Source organism: Wolbachia endosymbiont (group B) of Erebia ligea (genome assembly GCF_947179575.1).
In the GTDB taxonomy this organism is placed as follows: domain Bacteria; phylum Pseudomonadota; class Alphaproteobacteria; order Rickettsiales; family Anaplasmataceae; genus Wolbachia; species Wolbachia pipientis_C.
The window spans coordinates 143687-160609 of the sequence record NZ_CAMXBW010000003.1 but is presented as its reverse complement, the minus strand read 5'-3'; the positions used below and the strand labels follow the sequence as shown (position 1 = coordinate 160609).

Genomic DNA, 16923 nt, shown 5'->3' with positions numbered 1-16923 from the left:
GGAAGGTATATTCCTCTTAATAACATGTTTGAGATATTTTATAGTATAACGTTTTATTTCCAGATGTCTTCACTATCTTCTATTTCTTCTGCATCATCATCACTTAATTCCCTAATAATTTTAGAAAACGCAATATCTTCTGCTTCAAGTTCGATCGCTTCTTTAACTAGCTTTCCTGCTAATTTTTGAACAGACTGCTTGGTAGCTTTAGCTAGTTCAATAAGATGCTGTGAAGTTTCTGTATCGAAGGTTACATTAATCCTTGAATCCGCCATAAGTTTTACCAAAGTTTGTCAGTAATTATACAACATTTTCCTGAATTTTTCAATAAAGATCTCTCCTAAACTTAGAAGAGATCTTTTATGTGTGATTAACGCTGCATAGAAGAACCAGCTTCTTTGACATTCGCTTTTGTGATATCTGTCAAAGGTTTCACCGACTCAGAACTCTCTTCTTTTACCTCTGAAGCAAATTCTTTAAGTGCAGATTGTACCTCTGGATTCTTTTCCACGAGCTCTTTTATTTCCTTGCTTTTTTGTGGTTGAGAACGTTTGTACAACTTAGGTTGTATTTTTTCCATACTCTTTCCTTGTGTTTGTTGTAGTCCCAATGCTTCATAGAGAGACTTTGTTTCATGCTGTTTTCCTACCATTACTTCTGTGTGCGCGTATATCTCTTCATCAGTAACGCCGTTTCTTTTAAGAATCTTTGCAGAACCATCGCTACTAACTGAAATTTTCATTTGACACTTTTTCCCTTCAACTTCCCAAGCAAGATCCATATCATATGTTCCATCGAGAATCTCATATGATCTTATTTCCTGTTCATCTTCATCGTAACAAGTCGATAAACGCACTCCTCTTGTTTTGTTTTTGTCAGGTTTGCACATTGTAATTGCATCTATACCATATTCTTTGGACTTACTAGCCTCGAGAAAATCCATCAAACAAATTGGATCTTTTCCCGCAATAGCTAATCTTGCAACCGGAAAAGAACGATTCTCTTCATCTAAAAACTCTTCAAGTGCGGCAAACTTTATTTTATCACTTTTTATATTATATAATTCTTCTACAACTTTCCGAGAAACCTCTCCTTCTAACGCTAACTATGGATTAGAAGAGAAGAAGAAAAGAAGGTAAACTCCAGTATTTTAGAGATAATAGGAGGTTACCCAGTGAATAAGAATGTAACAGAATTATTCTGTTTTGTAGATGATTATTGTAAAATAATAGACAAAAATTTTGCAGGTAGATTATTATCCAATGGTAAAAAACCTACAAGAGTGCCAGAAATAACGCATTCCGAAATTATAACAATAATTCTGTTATATCAGCAATCTAGATATGAAAACTTTAAATCATTTTACATATGTTACTTACAGTTGCTGCATAAGTCAGACTTTTCCAGACTACCTTCTTATGATAGATTTATTGCGCTAAAACCTCGAGTTTTATGGTATTTAGCAATGTTGCTACAGTGGTTATGTGAGCAGGCAAAAAATACAGGTATTTCCTACATTGATTCAACTCCTATCACGGTCTGTCATGCAAAAAGAATATCTAAAAATAAAGTTTTTACTGGAATTGCAAAATTAAGCAAAAGCACTTATGGCTGGTTTTTTGGTTTTAAATTACATGTAGTAATCAATGAAATAGGCGAAATTCAAGGTGTTACGCTAACCAGAGGTAACATTGACGATAGAAAGCCAGTTTTAGATCTGACTAAAAAACTAACGGGTTTATTATTTGGAGATAAAGGTTATATCCAAAAAGGTCTATTTCTACAATTACTTGATAGAAATTTAAAGCTTGTTACCAAGATAAAAAAAGGGATGAAAAACGCATTAATCTCTCTAAATGAGAAGATTTTTTTAAGGAAAAGATCTATTATTGAAACAGTTTTTGGTTACCTAAAAAATAGATTAGAAATTGAGCACACTCGCCACCGATCTCCTTTTAACTTTCTGGTTCATATTTTTTCTACACTCATTTCATACTCTTTACAACGTAAAAAACCTTCCATTTCCAATTCTTTTTTTGTTCGCTAATCCATAGTTAGCGTTTCTAGTAGTGTATTAATATGACTTTTATAATCATCACCTTCACCATGAGATTTTCCAACTTTGTGCTTTTGAAATATCTTCCACGATTCTTCATCTGGAAGACCGCTAACACCTGAAATATTCAGATTAGCTTTATCCTTTATTGCTAGCTGAGATTGATAAAATACACCATTCTCCATATATCCAAAATTTACATAAGGATAAGATGAATTTAAGGCATTTTTTTCTGGAAGACAGTTTTCTTTATCAATATTTTTACTTACACCCTGACCATGAGTAATGGTACTCACCAATTCCTTGGCTTTACTTTTTAGATTTTTCAAAGCACTTAACATAATAACCCCTCTGTTGTTAACATAATAATATAGCATACTATAGTATTTCCTAAAGTAAATGATAAAGGTATAATAAAGTATTTGAGTTATAATGGCATATAGTGTGGATTTAAGGGAAAAGGCAGTATTGATGATAGAAAAAGGTAAGACAAAGGTTGAGGTAGCAGAGCTTATGGAGATAGGAATAGCAACTCTGTACCGTTGGTTAAAAAAGAAAGCTGCTGGTGAAAGCCTCAAGCCATCTAAAAACGGTAGCTTTATTCGAAAAATAGACCCCAAAATACTCGAAGAATATGTTACAAAGAATCCAGATCATACTCTGGCAGAGATGAAACAAAATCTTGGATTTGGAATAAACTCAATTTGGTATAGACTAAAACAGCTAAAAATTACTTTAAAAAAAAGTCACACTATATCAAGAGCGCAATCAAGAAGATAGGGAGCAATTTATTGATAAAATCTCAAAAATAGACCATTCCAGCATCTTATATATAGATGAAGCAGGAGTTGATAATAAGTTATACCGAGAATATGGACGCGCTCCAAGAGGAAAGAAAATTTATGCAGATATTCCAGGGAGAACTCGAGAGAGAATCAGTATAGTAGCCGGGTGGATTGGAAAGAGATTTATTGCACCAATGACTTTCAAAGGTGGGTGTGACAAAGAGGTATTCAATACATGGTTGGAGAAGATGTTATTACCTAAATTGCCACTTGGCACAACTATAGTTATGGATAATGCTACATTTCATAAGACCACTAAAACAAAATCATTAATAGAGTCTTTTGGCTGTCATTTGCTGTATCTTCCAACATATTCACCAGATTTGAATCCTATAGAATACTGTTGGCATACCATCAAAAGCCGCCTCAGACCTCTCATGTATAAATATACAGACTTACAGCTTTTGGTTGGTAATACCATAATGGAACTTTATCATCCATTTTAGAAAATACTATAATATAAGCTATGCAAAGTCAAGCCTACAACTTTAAATTTTTATGATAAATAACGGAAAATTAATTATGGTATAAAAAACGTCATATTCTACTCATTCTAGTAGAAATCAAGCTTAAAATTTAAGGGGAATTTATGTAAGGAAAGAGCTGGAGCGGCGGCTCAAACTCCTATTATTAACTGCACTAACTTACTAATACTTAAGTATGGGGGTACAGAAACGTATACATGTTGACGCAACTCTACCTCTCTACTTGATTATTTGCACATACTTCTTGTACAACTTCTTTAGCTTTCTGTCCAATATCTCCAACTAATACTGGATATCGATATTTTGTTATCCACACTATGTGATATATATATACAGAGTGACTGCTTTTTCTATAATATTCCACATTCTTTGAGATTTTTCACCTTTAAATTATATTCTTAAAAGGATGGACTTTAAGTCCAGGGTTTTTTTCCCAAATTTGGGACAATAAAATCTAACGTGACTTCGCGCCAAATGTGATGCTGTTCAGCAGGTAAGCCAATTAACGGGCTACATTTATATACTGCACGCATTGCATTATCTGCCGCTGATCTAAAAAGAGGATTATTTTGATAAGAACTACTATCTGCTACGGTGGCTACAACGATCTCGCCTTTACTGGATAATAATAAGTTAATTTTTATACTAAAATTTTCTTTATAAACTATGCCCTCAGGAATGCTCCAACACTCTGTCAGTTTATCCCTTATAGAATTAATAATTTCTGTTATAGCCAATTCATCATCTTTGTTCTCAATATTTTTCTTATCTCTTATTTCATTTTTCACCTCTTTGATGTCTTCTCTTAGTTTTCTTTCTACACCCTTTTTTCTTTTGGGAATTGGAATACCCTCATCAATTTCCTGTATTTCAATAATTTGCCTCGGTTGTACTAACTCAACTAATTCTTTTTTTCTTTGTGGTATAGTAATAACTGACGAATCATCCGTTTGGGCTTTCATTGAAAAAAGCAAAAAACAACATAGAAACAAAAGAAGAATATAATTAAAATAGAGAGGGCGCATATGTTAAGCAGCTTGTTTTACTGGTTTAAAGCTAATATTGCACATAAAGTCAATATATTTCAGTTGACTTAAACTCAAATTTGCTACACTAATTTTATTATCTCTATAATATCATATGGTCAATATACTCTAAATGAGATGGAAAGATGAAGGTGTTATTATAGCTGTTAAAAAATACGGTGATAAAAATTTAATTCTTTCTCTATTTACAAAAAATCATGGAAAGCGCAGGGGATTAACTAGGTTAACAAACAATAGCAATTATAAGTTTCAAATAAGTAATCTATTACATGCAGAATGGAGTGCTAAGCTACCTGAAAATCTAGGTTTTTTAAAGTGCGAATTGATTGAATCTCCATTTCATCATTTCTTTCAAGATAGGTTAAAAAGCATTGCTATTGTTTCTTTCTCGTCTATATTAGAAAAAGTGCTTCCAGAAAGTGAATCCTGCATCAAGTTGTATGATAATTTTAGACACTTCATCGATGTAATAAAACATAATAGCCAGTTTTGGCAAAGTCATTACCTTAACTTAGAGCTTCTGCTTCTTACGCAACTTGGATTTAAGTTAGACCTATCAAAATGTGCTGTCACAGGTGTGAAAGAAAATCTACAATTTATTTCTCCAAAAACTGGTAGAGCAGTGTCAAAAAAAGTAGGTGACTGTTATGCAGATAAATTACTACCTTTTCCACAGATGTTGCATGATGTATACAATAACAACCTACAAAATAGCTACTCGTATCAAGAATTCAGACTAGGGTTAAAAATTACAGGGTATTTTTTAAATAAATATCTATTTCTGCAGTTAAATGCGAAATTTCCGGAGTTGAGAAATTTTATGCTATCATTTGAATCTTAGTTACTACTTATTTGAAAGAACTTCAACCAGTAACCACTCTATTTCTACCACTGTTTTTTGCTTTATATAAATATTTGTCAGCACGTACTATAAATTTTTTAACATCATCAAGGTCAGATCTTTGCATTGCTGAAATTCCAATGCTCACAGTTACATTATGGGTTGTATTTTTACCCACAAGTATAAAAGGTTCTTTGGCAATAATTTTCCTTATTCTCTCTGCAATAGTATACGCATCTGATACATTGGTATCTGGCATTACAACAACAAATTCCTCACCACCAAACCTAGCTAATAAATCTGTCACTCTGATATTTTCAGAAATTCTTTTCTGTATTTCCTTTAAAAGTTCATCTCCAGCATTATGCCCAAAGTTATCATTCACCATCTTAAAATAATCTATATCAAGTATCATAAGAGATAAACTTCTATCTTTTTCCACAGAATCCTTAACAATATTTCTTAAGTGTGCATCAAAATATCTTCTATTATAACAGTTAGTTAATGGATCCTTTATAGACATTTCCACATTATTAAATAAATTCATTCTCAAGGCATCTTGATACCTTTTGCGTTTCACTTGCAAATTAACCCTAGCTATTAATTCACTCTCATCTAAAGGTACTGTTAAATAATCATTAGCACCTACATCAAGTGCCTTTACTAAATTGCTTTTATCATAATCTTCAGAAAGGATCAGAATTGGTGTATAACGTGTTTCTACTTTACTACGAAACTTAGAACACAACCGTAGGCCGTCAGTTTTTGAAAACTGCATGTCAGAAATAATCAGGTCGTAATTATCCTTAATACCAACCTTTAATGCTTCTTTTGGATCGTGCAGTATTTTAATTGATCTGAAGCGTTGCTTTAGAACATTGTGTATCTGCTCTGCTTGAAAGGTGTCCTCATCTACAACAAGTATGTTAGCATCAAAAATCTGATTAGAATAATCCATAATACTGCTTTCTGCTACTCCACCAATCTCAGCATTAGTTTCTCCTCTCAAGCACAACTCATCTATTATCATCTTTAAGCGCACAAGAGACTTAATTCTTGCAGATAAAGCAGTTTCATCTATCGGCTTAGTTAGAAAGTCATCCGCACCAGCATTAATTCCTTCCACTCTATCATGAGTGTCATGCAGCGCAGTTACCATAATTATTGGAATATAAGTCGTTAAGGGATCATTCTTTAGCTTCTTACAAACCTCAAAACCACTCATTTTTGGCATCATGACATCAAGTAAGATAATATCTGGCTGCTGTTCCGCTACTAAATCTATCGCCTCCTCGCCATCATAAGCTACAATAACTGTATAGTACTCTGCTTTTAGCTGAGCCTCCAAAAGCTTAACATTAGATGGTATATCATCTACTACTAGGATTTTTGCTGTCATTTTTTGTACTATCTACATTGTAAGTAGGATAAAGCTTGCCATCTTCACCAATTATGTAATTGACTTTTTCAACGTTATGCTCTTCATATAATTCTTTAATTCCGGTATCCTTCAACAATTTCCTAACTCTTGATTTTACAACCCAGAAATACCTATATATATTTTTAATAAGATTAAGAAATACAGGTACTTTACTTTTATCAAGAACAATTATACTCACTAAAGCTACAACTAAAATTTCTGAAAGACCTATATTAAACATTTTTCCTATGAAGCAAGTACTTTAACTCTCCTGATTATGAGTATTAATTTACTTAAATCAAGTTTATAAGCGACCATCTCATCTAAAAAGCTATTGTAGCGCTCTATATAATCCTTATCATTAATAGCCCAAGTTTGAACCTTGTCTACATGATTATCAGTAGCTTTTATAACTTTAACAGCTAGCTTATGTTGATAATTGCTTAAATCATCTAATAAATCATTAATTAAGCTGCGATCCCAATAGGAAGAATGGCTTTTCATCTTGCCAGCAACTGTTCTAATCATATCAAATCTTAGCAGCGACTTTAATTCAAAGTATATTCTACCAGCCTCAAGGATGGACAAAGATGTCTGCTCAGCAACAGATATAACGTCCAGCGCATAAATAAGAATACGTAGATCAGCAACCCTTTTTGCTAGATCTTTATTTATGTTAAGCTCTAACAAAGAAGCTAATCCATGATTATAGACCTCTAATAGGTGCTCATCTAAAATATCATGGCCTAAAGTTTCAATTGCACCCCTAAATTTTGTAACACCATCTAGTTCTACAAGATTAAGCTTACCAAGATTTTTTACTAACCAAAATGATACCCTACCAATAAATTTTTGCACACTTCTCACTACTTGCAAATATGAATCAACATCAATTTTTCCATCCAATTCATCAATTTTCTGCCAAAGGCTACTTAAATTATATAGGTGATTAACAACGATATATATGTTAACTGCTTCATGTACTTTAATTCCAGTACTCTCAACCAAATTATTAATAAATATACAGCCCATCCTATTTACTACATCGTTTGTAATGCAAGTAGAAATAATTTCCCTACAAAGTTGGTGTTTCAATATGGAATCCTTGAACTCTGTTACCATCCTTTGTGGAAAGTAATTTAGTAAGTAATCACGGCACAAAAAATCTTTTTCAGGTAGCTCAGAGTGTATAACTTCATTTTTTATTGCTGTTCTTGCATAAGACATCAGAACAGAAAGCTGAGGAGAACAGAAACCTTCTCCATCAGTTAACATTCTTGCTACCTCTTCTTCAGCTGGAAGAAATTCTACATCTCGGTTTAGCAGCCCAAATTTCTCTAAACTGAGTAATAATTTATGGTGCTGCTCTAATCTTTCTTTAGCTTGTAAGCACTCAAGAAGCAATGCTTTTGTTTCAATCCTGTTATGGTCTTCAAGCACCTTAAATGCAACATCGTCTATCATGCTAGTCAGTATTTCATTCCTTTTTTCTAAGGAAATTTTCCCTACTTTCATAAAAGCAATTTTGATATTAACTTCAAGATCAGAACATATTACTCCTGCTGAATTATCAATAAAATCTGCATTGATATACCCACCTATTTTAGCATATTCTACCCTTCCAAGCTGCGTGCAACCAAGGTTACCACCCTCTATAAACATAGAAGCTCTAATATCCTGACCGTTTACTCTTAATTCATCGTTTGCTTTATCACCAACCATACCGTGACTTTCACTCTTTGCCTTAACGAATGTGCCAATTCCTCCATTCCATATGAAATCCACTTTTGCCTTGAGCAGATATCGGATCAAGTCATTTGGAGATAGTGTATCTTCCGTTATATCAAAGCACTTTTTCATTTCTTGAGAAATGTCTACTTGCTTGCTGCTACGCTCAAATACCCCGCCACCACGAGAAATCAAATCTTTGCTGTAATCCATCCAAGTTGAAAACGGTAATTCAAAAAGGCGTTTACGCTCTGCGAAACCCTTTGCTGAATCAGGATTTGGATCAATGAAAATATGCATATGGTTAAATGCGCCGATTAAACGTATATTTCTTGAAAGCAGTATGCCATTTCCAAACAGATCGCCAGCCATATCTCCAATTCCAATAACAGTTGTATCCTGGTAAATATCCTTATTCATTCTCCAAAAATGGCGTTGTGCTGCAATCCATGCACCTCTTGCTGTAATACCCATCTTTTTGTGGTCATAACCTGCTGATCCACCAGATGCAAATGCATCTTCGAGCCAAAAGTTACATTCAGAGGATATTTCGTTTGCATAATCAGAAAATGAAGCAGTGCCTTTATCTGCTGCAACTACCAAATATGGATCATCTTCGTCATACCTAATCACATTTTCTGGTGGAGTTATTTTGCCATCAACTACATTATCAGTAATATCAAGCATTCCTCTGATGAAATTCTTATAGCATTCAACACCTTTCTCCCTTAAAATGTTTTTGTCTTTATAAACTTGCTTTATTACAAACCCACCCTTTGCGCCAACAGGTACAATGACCGCATTTTTTGTCATCTGGGCTTTCATGAGTCCCAAAACTTCAGTGCGAAAATCTTCCGTTCTATCCGACCATCTCAAACCACCACGAGCCAACTTCCCTCCTCTTAGATGTATTCCCTCAAAAAGGTTTGAATAAACATACAATTCACGGTATGGGCGCGGGTCAGGTAAACCATTTATTTTACTTGAATCAAATTTGATAGATAAGTATGGCTTATCATCTTGATAATAACTGGTTCTCAAAATTGCCATTATCAAGTTAAATATCGAACGCAAAACGTAATCATGTGAAACGTTGCTGATCTCTTTTAGTAGTTCTTCAATTTTTTCTATCAAAATGCTAGTAGTTTCTGCCCTATCAATATCTATTTTAGTATCAAATCTTGAATGAAATAATTCTACTAAATACCTTACTACTTTTGGATACTCTGATACTACTTTCTGGATATATTCTGGGTTATAGCTAAATGATGTCTGCTTTAGGTAGGCGCTTAGCGCTCTAATCAGAAGCACTTCCTTCCACTCGAGCCCAGCAATAATGATCAAGCTGTTAAAATAGTCATTTTTTATTTCCTTGCTGAACACTTTTACAAGTGTTACCTCAAACTGCTCTTTTAAAGTAATGTTGTCTATTAATTCATCAACTCTTGACAACACAAAATGATGTATCCATATTCCACCGTTGATTTCTATATAATAACCATTATGAGATAGAATCTTAGCCCCTAAATTCTTAGTAACCTTTAATATCTTTGACAATTCAAGGCCTCCGTTGCTTGGAGTGTAAACCTTCAATTGATAGTTGAGATTGTCACGAGTAAGCCTCAAATCAACTTCGCTGACTTTTTTCTTTCTCACTATCTCCAATTTTTTCATATCATAATACGCATCATGAGGTTCAAAATTCTCTTGATAACTTATCGGAAATGCCTTGCAATAGAGGATAAATATATCCTCAACAGTGCTAAAAGTATTATATAAATTGTCTATAAAACGATCTTCCCACTTTTCTGTAATGTTTCTTAACTTGTTTTCGATACACAAAACTTCATCATCAAAAACGCTAGCGCTTTTGGTTCTTAGCACCACGTGTAATTTCATCAAATCATATTCATTGATAATGTGATTGTTATAAATATCTGAACTTTCTGCACTTGTTTCATCCTTCAATATATCACGTATCTTGAACATTAGCCTAGCGCTAGCATAACGCATCGGTATCAATACTATGCAACTAATAAAGTTCCCTACCTTTCTCAAAAATAATTTGACTCTTGGTCTAATCGCAAGAGACATGATCGAGGTGCAAATTTCAAATAACTCGTCTTCATTTGATTGGAATAATTCGTCACAAGAAAATGCCTGTAAAATGGAAATTAAAGCTTTATTGTTATGGCCACCAGGAACAAATCCTGCCTTTTTTTCTATTGTTGTAACCTTATCCTTTATTACCGGAATAGTTCGAATATCTTGCACTTCTGCTATAGAAGTAAATAGCCCAAAAAAATGCTGTTCCCTTATTACATCACCCTGATCATTAAATTCTTTCACTCCTATACAATTCATATAGGTACGCCGATGAACTATTGAGATTAGGTCTGATCTTAGTATGTATAAAGAATTCAAGCTTTCAGAAAAAATTGATGAATTTTGGTACTCTTCACTTGCTCTCATTAACCCGAGGCTCTCCTTACCACTTAGAGCAAGCTTTCCTTCTTTATTAGTAATGTATTCTTGATAACCTAAAAATACAAAATTGTTATTTTTCAACCAAGCTAGAAAATCTCTGCCTCCAGCATCCAATGCCGGATGCTCAAGAAGCTTCTTGAGCATCAATTGCCAGTCCTTTACAACGCAGTTAACTGCTTTTAGCGTCTTTCGTAGAGATTCTTCTAGTGTATCAACAAAGCTACCACTTATGCCTTTAATAATTACATATATTACTGACTCTTTGATTCCATTACTTTCTTCCAAAAGATGAATTTTATCTATTAGGCTATTTTTTCTTTGAACATTAATTATGCTGTTACTATAATAGCATATAGTTAAACCGTGTGACTTAATAGTGGAAATGACAGAATCCACTAAAAAGGGCATGTCATCATTTGTGATTTTAATTATAGTGAAATTGCCCTCTATTCCTGAAATATCATTTACATTACTTACTGCTAATTTACTTTCTTCTTTTTCTTTTTTAAGAATGAAGTTGTATGCATCCTCTGCAATGTATAAAAGAAATTTATCGTTGACTTTTAGGTCACTATTATAAACAAAATTATAAAAGTACTGTATAAACTCTTTAATTTTTTCTTTCTCTTTTTTATTCCCTTGATCAACTAGCTTAAATAAAGACTCAACATTAACATTATGATTTATACACATTTTTCAAAACAAAAATACACAGCGAATCTAGATCTTTTTAACTAAGATTTCGTTACCAGAAGTATACACTATTAGCTCATCTCCTTCTACTATTTCCCCCGATAAAACTAACTTAGCTAGATTATTTTGAATGCATTCTTGTATTACCCTTTTCAGAGGCCGCGCTCCATATTCAGGGTCATATCCAGTTTGTGCTATTAGTTCTTTAGCTTCTTGCGATAAACTAATACTCAGTTTACGCTTAGCAAGCATCTTTTGTAAATAAGAGAATTGAACATCTATAATTTTATCAATGTCATCTTTGGTTAAGCTGTGGAATATAATAATTTCATCCAGTCTATTTAAAAATTCTGGACGAAACGCTGACTTAACTATTTTCATCACCTCATCTTTCACAGATTCGGTAGTTCCTCTTAGCATTATCTCAGCGCCAAGGTTAGAAGTTAAAATCAGTATGGTATTGCGAAAATCAATTAATTTGCCATGGCTATCGGTGAGTCTACCTTCATCCAAAATCTGCAGTAATATATTAAATATATCTGGATTTGCCTTTTCTATCTCATCAAACAAAATTACCTGATATGGTCTTCTCCTTACTGCTTCGGTTAATCTGCCACCTTGTTCATAACCAACATATCCTGGAGGCGCACCAATTAACTTTGAAACGGAGTGTTTTTCCATATACTCTGACATATCAAAGCGTAGAAGTGCTGATTGATCATCAAACAAAAATTCGGCAAGAGATTTTGCTAACTCTGTTTTTCCAACTCCGGTTGGACCTAAGAATAAAAATGAACCAAAAGGTCGATTAGTATCCTGAACACCAGAACGGGAGCGCCTTACTGCATTACTTATAGCTTCAATTGCATCTCTCTGCCCTATTACTCTTTTTCCTATTTTATTTTCCATATTAAGGAGCTTTTCCTTTTCACTATGCATCATGTTATCAACTGGAATGCCTGTCCATTTTGAAACAATATTTGCAATATCACTCTCAGTAACTTCTTTCTTTAGGAAACTATCAGTAACTTTTTCCTGATTTTTTAACTCATTTTCAAGTTGAGGAATCACACCATACATCAACTCCCCTGCCCTTCCTAAATTTCCATTGCGCTGAGCCAATTCTAGCTCTTTCCTCGCGTTATCCAATTTTTCAGCAGTTTCTTGTATTTTAGCTATTTTATTCTTTTCCATCTGCCATTTACTGCTTAAGTCAGCAAATTTACTGTTTAGACTCTCAATTTCCTCATTTATCTTTTTTAAACGTTGCTTAGAGTTTTCATCACTTTCTTTTTTCAAAGCCTCTGACTCAATTTTCAGCTGTATAATCTTTCTTTCAAGCTCATCAACAACCTCAGGCTTGCTGTCCATTTCAATTCTAACCCTACTTGCTGCTTCATCAATTAAATCGATCGCTTTATCAGGTAAAAACCTATCTGTTATATATCTATTAGAAAGCGTTGCAGCAGCGATTATTGCACCATCTGTGATTCTAATACCATGGTGCACCTCATACCTCTCCTTCAAACCCCTCAGTATTGAAATAGTATCAGTCTCAGTCGGTTGAGAAATAAACACAGGCTGAAAACGCCTTGCAAGCGCAGGGTCTTTCTCTATATGTTGACGATACTCATCCAAAGTTGTAGCCCCTATACAGCGAATTTCTCCACGCGCAAGAGCAGGCTTGAGCAGATTTGAAGCATCCATCGCACCACTTGTCGCTCCTGCTCCCACTAAAGTATGAAGCTCATCTATAAACAAAATAACTTTTCCCTCTGCTTTTGAAATCTCATTAATCACTGCTTTTAGTCTCTCTTCAAACTCCCCTCTAAATTTTGTTCCAGCAATTAATGCACCAAGATCCAAAGCTAAAACTTTTGCATCACGCAAACCAAGTGGTACATCATTTGCAACAATTCTGTTTGCTAAACCTTCAACTATTGCAGTTTTTCCAACACCAGGTTCACCTATCAGTACTGGATTATTTTTTGTTCGCCTCAACGATACCTGCATAGTTCTTCTGATTTCCTCATCACGACCAATTACAGGATCAAGCTTACCTTGCATAGCAAGCTCTGTAATATCTTTTGTATACCTCTTTGCCGCATTTAATTTTTCCTCGCTATTTGGAGAGTCTGCACTGCCACCTTTTCTCATTTCTGCAATAACTGAATTTAATTTTTGCGGTGTTACACCACCTTCTGCTAAAATTTTACCTACAATTTCATCTTTTTGTGCAGCAAGGCCCTGCAGCAACCGCTCAACAGTAACAAATGTGTCTTTATTTCTCCTCGCAATACCAATTGAATCATCAAAAACTTTTGCTACCTCTCTTGAAAGCTGAAGTCCACCACTACCTGGTCCTCCAACCACTGGAAACTTTTTAATTGTACTACTCACAGCATCAGAAATATTCTGAATATTTCCACCACAAGTGCCTATCAAATCCTGAACTAAACCTGACTCATCTTCAAGCATTACTTTAAGTAAATGTTCAGGCATAAAAATCTGATGCCCAGCTCCCAATGCTTTCATTTGAGCGCTCTGGATTAGGCTTTTTGCTTTTTCGGTAAATTTATTCAAGTCCATAATACAAATTTAACTCATACTTGCTGATATATATAACAACTACTTTCTCAATTTTAAACTTAAAGTCATTCAGCATTCAACCACTATGGATTTCAATCCATAGTGGTTGAATATTTGATCGTAGGGCTTATCTTTGTTATGCCTTGACCTTAACACAGCTACATTTCTAGGTTTTTTTCCATCATCGTTTATAATGTTAGGATTAGCGCCTTTTTCTAGCAAAAATTTGATAATCCTTAAATCACCATAATATGCAGCATTATGTAGTGCTGTGCTTACATACTTGTTAATAATGTTTACGTTAACTCCCTCATCTATTAAAAACCTAACTATCTCTAAACATCCCCTTCTGCAGCGTAATGTAACGCAGTTAACTTAGGCATGTGTGTATCAGTATCTAATAAATTTTTTACTGAGAATTTTACAGTTTCTAAGTTACAATTTTGAGAAGCAATGCGTAATATCGTTTTATAATTATCTGCAGCTTTTGCCTTCATGTAATAATAGGTAGCAATAATACATACTATTACTGTTATAAGCCACCAAAAATGCAGCTTGTTTTTTGTATCTTGACTCAATTTATCCATATTCAATATCTTTTTAATATTAAATAGATCATTTACTCATTTTTTATTAACATTACTTACTCAAAGATGCTGACAACATAGTAAGGTAACCCGAGTTGGCTTTGTTGCATAGCGAGTAGAGATGGGAGAAAAAAGGGAGAAAATCTAAAGAAAGTGGTTACTTTATTAAGAAATGAACATTTTGTAGAGTATATGCCAAAGAAGATGAAAGTCAGTAATCATTAAAGAGTATAATCAATTTTTAGAAAAAAGAGGAAATGTCTTTCATTTTATCGATGAAGCTATAGAAAACTGGTACGAAAGTTCAGAAAAAATTCCTGAAGATTTATAGCGATAAGGTTGTTATTGCAGTACATATAGTCGTTAATCTATTTAGAATAGGCTTAAGGCAAGCAGTTGGATTTATAAAAGGATATTTACAAAGTATAGTGAAGAATCTCCAAGTATTCACAAGCTTCTCATCAAACTTAATTTGAAATTATGTGACCACAGAACAGATAAAAATGACATAGAGAATATTGAAATTGCTATAGATAGTACTGTAATGCATATTTATAGTAACAGTACTCAACATAACAAAGATAACGCCAAGATAAGGAAGTATAATGGTACAGATCAAATAAGAAAGCTACATGTTGCTTTGGACGTAAACAGCAAAAAGGCAATAGCAATTCGATATACTAATTTTCTTTCACATGATAGCATCTAAAATACTAAAGGAAATGGGTGATATCTATAAGATTAAGTCTCTGCGTGCAGATGGAGCTTATGATACAGATAATTTATATAAGTTGTGCAATCAATACAATTTGAAACCCATCATAAAGCCAAGAAAAAATGCAAAAATCTGCAGCAATATAGATTATCTATCAGAAAGAAACAACAACATTAGTATAAGGAAAACTTACCCACTGGAAAAAGAAGACAAGGTATGAAATACGTTCACGTATCGAGAGTTTTTTCCTGAGGCTCAAAAAAACATTTGGATTTAGTTTTAAGAATAAATCTGAGGTAAATCGCTCTCAAGAGGTGCTTTTAAAATGCTATTTGATTAATAACTTTACTGATATAGGTATGCCTATTTTCAAATTTGCCTCGTAAATTCCTTTCATTACTCCTCCTCATTCCTTGCCATTCAACAAAGCCTCCCATCTCTACTCGCTATTCAACAAAGCCTGGGAAGGGCTATACTTGGCAGTGGCTACACTTCTTACGGCAGAGCGATAAATGATTGCTGGTTAACCAAATGCTAGGAGAGGGTATGGGTAGTTTGATTTTTTATGTTATTCTGAAAAGAAGATATACTATATTTAGTATAAAATTTATAGTTACATGTTAATATTATACTATAGTATTTCCTAAAGTAAATGATAAAGGTATAATAAAGTATTTGAGTTATAATGGCATATAGTGTGGATTTAAGGGAAAAGGCAGTGTAGCCGGGTGGATTGGAAAGAGATTTATTGCACCAATGACTTTCAAAGGTGGGTGTGACAAAGAGGTATTCAATACATGGTTGGAGAAGATGTTATTACCTAAATTGCCACTTGGCACAACTATAGTTATGGATAATGCTACATTTCATAAGACCACTAAAACAAAATCATTAATAGAGTCTTTTGGCTGTCATTTGCTGTATCTTCCAACATATTCACCAGATTTGAATCCTATAGAATACTGTTGGCATACCATCAAAAGCCGCCTCAGACCTCTCATGTATAAATATACAGACTTACAGCTTTTGGTTGGTAATACCATAATGGAACTTTATCATCCATTTTAGAAAATACTATAGTTTTTTAATTAAGGAGAATATTATGAAAAGTAATACAAAAAGTGCTGCTGCATATAGTGCTAAAGAAGAAGCGTATGAACAATATTACCATTGCATACGCGCATGTCCTAAAAGTCATCAGGATAATAACGAACTACGTAGTGCATGCATGAATAAATGTAGGGAAAGTGATTGGACCTTTAAACAGGATGTAAAATTTAGTGATCAATTAAATTCTATTACGTCTCAGCTCCATGAAGGGCTGAACGATTTATCTGAGTTGTCATCAGATCTAAATCTAATGAACCTATAAAAAAGAAGATATTTAGTATCTTCTTTGCTATGCAAGCTACTCTTATAGTTGAGTGTCAC

At 33.8% G+C, this 16923-nt stretch carries 14 protein-coding genes and 3 pseudogenes; 7 read left to right on the top strand and 10 right to left on the bottom strand.

The window, feature by feature from the left end:
• Positions 1-53: 53 nt before the first annotated feature.
• Entirely contained in the window at positions 54-275 is a 222-nt protein-coding gene (locus OM962_RS05595) for a hypothetical protein (protein WP_007301853.1), read from the bottom strand.
• A gap of 95 nt (positions 276-370) precedes the next feature.
• Positions 371-943 carry a hypothetical protein gene (locus OM962_RS05590; RefSeq protein ID WP_264331093.1) on the bottom strand — a complete coding sequence of 191 codons (573 nt, stop codon included), beginning with the start codon at positions 941-943 and terminating at the stop codon, positions 371-373.
• 231 nt (positions 944-1174) lie between these two features.
• Between OM962_RS05590 and OM962_RS05585 the strand changes: the two genes are divergently transcribed.
• On the top strand, positions 1175-2047 hold the full coding sequence (locus OM962_RS05585) for an IS982 family transposase (RefSeq protein ID WP_264330502.1): 873 nt from the start codon (positions 1175-1177) through the stop codon (positions 2045-2047).
• Here OM962_RS05585 and OM962_RS05580 read toward each other — a convergent pair.
• Positions 2044-2397 (bottom strand): hypothetical protein, encoded by a 354-nt coding sequence (locus OM962_RS05580; RefSeq protein ID WP_264331092.1) that lies wholly within the window; start codon positions 2395-2397, stop codon positions 2044-2046. The two genes, OM962_RS05585 and OM962_RS05580, sit on opposite strands and share 4 nt — an antisense overlap.
• 91 nt (positions 2398-2488) lie before the next feature.
• On the opposite strand from OM962_RS05580, the gene OM962_RS05575 reads away from it, so the two are divergent.
• Positions 2489-2836: an IS630 transposase-related protein gene (locus tag OM962_RS05575; protein WP_213864026.1), complete on the top strand. Its 348-nt coding sequence runs from the start codon at positions 2489-2491 to the stop codon at positions 2834-2836.
• Positions 2837-2846: 10 nt separating this feature from the next.
• Entirely contained in the window at positions 2847-3347 is a 501-nt protein-coding gene (locus tag OM962_RS05570) for an IS630 family transposase (RefSeq protein WP_319606738.1), read from the top strand.
• Positions 3348-3523: 176 nt separating this feature from the next.
• Here OM962_RS05570 and OM962_RS05565 read toward each other — a convergent pair.
• Positions 3524-3750: pseudogene (locus tag OM962_RS05565) on the bottom strand (transposase); the annotation flags it as partial.
• A 49-nt stretch (positions 3751-3799) separates the two neighbouring features.
• On the bottom strand, positions 3800-4348 hold the full coding sequence (locus tag OM962_RS05560) for a hypothetical protein (RefSeq protein WP_264331091.1): 549 nt from the start codon (positions 4346-4348) through the stop codon (positions 3800-3802).
• A gap of 196 nt (positions 4349-4544) precedes the next feature.
• Here OM962_RS05560 and recO point away from each other — a divergent pair, with 196 nt between their 5' ends.
• Positions 4545-5273: a DNA repair protein RecO gene (gene recO, locus OM962_RS05555; protein WP_264331090.1), complete on the top strand. Its 729-nt coding sequence runs from the start codon at positions 4545-4547 to the stop codon at positions 5271-5273.
• Between the two features lie 22 nt (positions 5274-5295).
• Here the strand turns inward: recO and OM962_RS05550 are convergent, their stop codons facing one another.
• The 5 genes and pseudogenes from OM962_RS05550 to OM962_RS05530 form a co-directional block, all read right to left on the bottom strand.
• Positions 5296-6672, bottom strand: a complete 1377-nt coding sequence (locus OM962_RS05550) for a PleD family two-component system response regulator (protein ID WP_007302914.1) — start codon at positions 6670-6672, stop codon at positions 5296-5298.
• On the bottom strand, positions 6644-6934 hold the full coding sequence (tatB, locus tag OM962_RS05545; RefSeq protein WP_006012003.1) for a Sec-independent protein translocase subunit TatB: 291 nt from the start codon (positions 6932-6934) through the stop codon (positions 6644-6646). Before tatB ends, OM962_RS05550 begins: the two co-directional genes overlap by 29 nt.
• A gap of 5 nt (positions 6935-6939) precedes the next feature.
• Complete coding sequence (locus OM962_RS05540) at positions 6940-11601, bottom strand: NAD-glutamate dehydrogenase (protein WP_264331089.1); 4662 nt, start codon at positions 11599-11601, stop codon at positions 6940-6942.
• Between the two features lie 27 nt (positions 11602-11628).
• Positions 11629-14190, bottom strand: a complete 2562-nt coding sequence (gene clpB, locus OM962_RS05535; RefSeq protein ID WP_264331088.1) for an ATP-dependent chaperone ClpB — start codon at positions 14188-14190, stop codon at positions 11629-11631.
• A 69-nt stretch (positions 14191-14259) separates the two neighbouring features.
• Positions 14260-14777 (bottom strand): annotated as a pseudogene (locus OM962_RS05530) (ankyrin repeat domain-containing protein).
• A gap of 192 nt (positions 14778-14969) precedes the next feature.
• Between OM962_RS05530 and OM962_RS07840 the strand changes: the two are divergent.
• The 3 genes and pseudogenes from OM962_RS07840 to OM962_RS05520 all read left to right on the top strand — a co-directional run bounded on the left by OM962_RS07840 (position 14970) and on the right by OM962_RS05520 (position 16864).
• A pseudogene (locus tag OM962_RS07840) lies at positions 14970-15878 on the top strand (IS5 family transposase).
• Positions 15879-16248: 370 nt separating this feature from the next.
• Positions 16249-16560, top strand: coding sequence for a transposase (locus OM962_RS05525; RefSeq protein ID WP_264331087.1), 312 nt, complete (start codon positions 16249-16251; stop codon positions 16558-16560).
• 34 nt (positions 16561-16594) lie between these two features.
• A complete protein-coding gene (locus OM962_RS05520) occupies positions 16595-16864 on the top strand; it encodes a hypothetical protein (protein ID WP_264331086.1) in 270 nt (89 codons plus the stop codon).
• The last annotated feature ends 59 nt before the right edge of the window (positions 16865-16923 follow it).

Coding starts and splice junctions, on each gene's coding strand:
- OM962_RS05560 (WP_264331091.1), bottom strand. CDS start 4,348: ATGAAAGCCCAAACGGATGATTCGTCAGTTATTACTATACCACAAAGA.
- clpB (WP_264331088.1), bottom strand. CDS start 14,190: ATGGACTTGAATAAATTTACCGAAAAAGCAAAAAGCCTAATCCAGAGC.
- tatB (WP_006012003.1), bottom strand. CDS start 6,934: ATGTTTAATATAGGTCTTTCAGAAATTTTAGTTGTAGCTTTAGTGAGT.
- OM962_RS05550 (WP_007302914.1), bottom strand. CDS start 6,672: ATGACAGCAAAAATCCTAGTAGTAGATGATATACCATCTAATGTTAAG.
- OM962_RS05575 (WP_213864026.1), top strand. CDS start 2,489: ATGGCATATAGTGTGGATTTAAGGGAAAAGGCAGTATTGATGATAGAA.
- OM962_RS05520 (WP_264331086.1), top strand. CDS start 16,595: ATGAAAAGTAATACAAAAAGTGCTGCTGCATATAGTGCTAAAGAAGAA.
- OM962_RS05540 (WP_264331089.1), bottom strand. CDS start 11,601: ATGTGTATAAATCATAATGTTAATGTTGAGTCTTTATTTAAGCTAGTT.
- OM962_RS05595 (WP_007301853.1), bottom strand. CDS start 275: ATGGCGGATTCAAGGATTAATGTAACCTTCGATACAGAAACTTCACAG.
- OM962_RS05525 (WP_264331087.1), top strand. CDS start 16,249: ATGACTTTCAAAGGTGGGTGTGACAAAGAGGTATTCAATACATGGTTG.
- OM962_RS05590 (WP_264331093.1), bottom strand. CDS start 943: ATGGATTTTCTCGAGGCTAGTAAGTCCAAAGAATATGGTATAGATGCA.
- recO (WP_264331090.1), top strand. CDS start 4,545: ATGAGATGGAAAGATGAAGGTGTTATTATAGCTGTTAAAAAATACGGT.
- OM962_RS05580 (WP_264331092.1), bottom strand. CDS start 2,397: ATGTTAAGTGCTTTGAAAAATCTAAAAAGTAAAGCCAAGGAATTGGTG.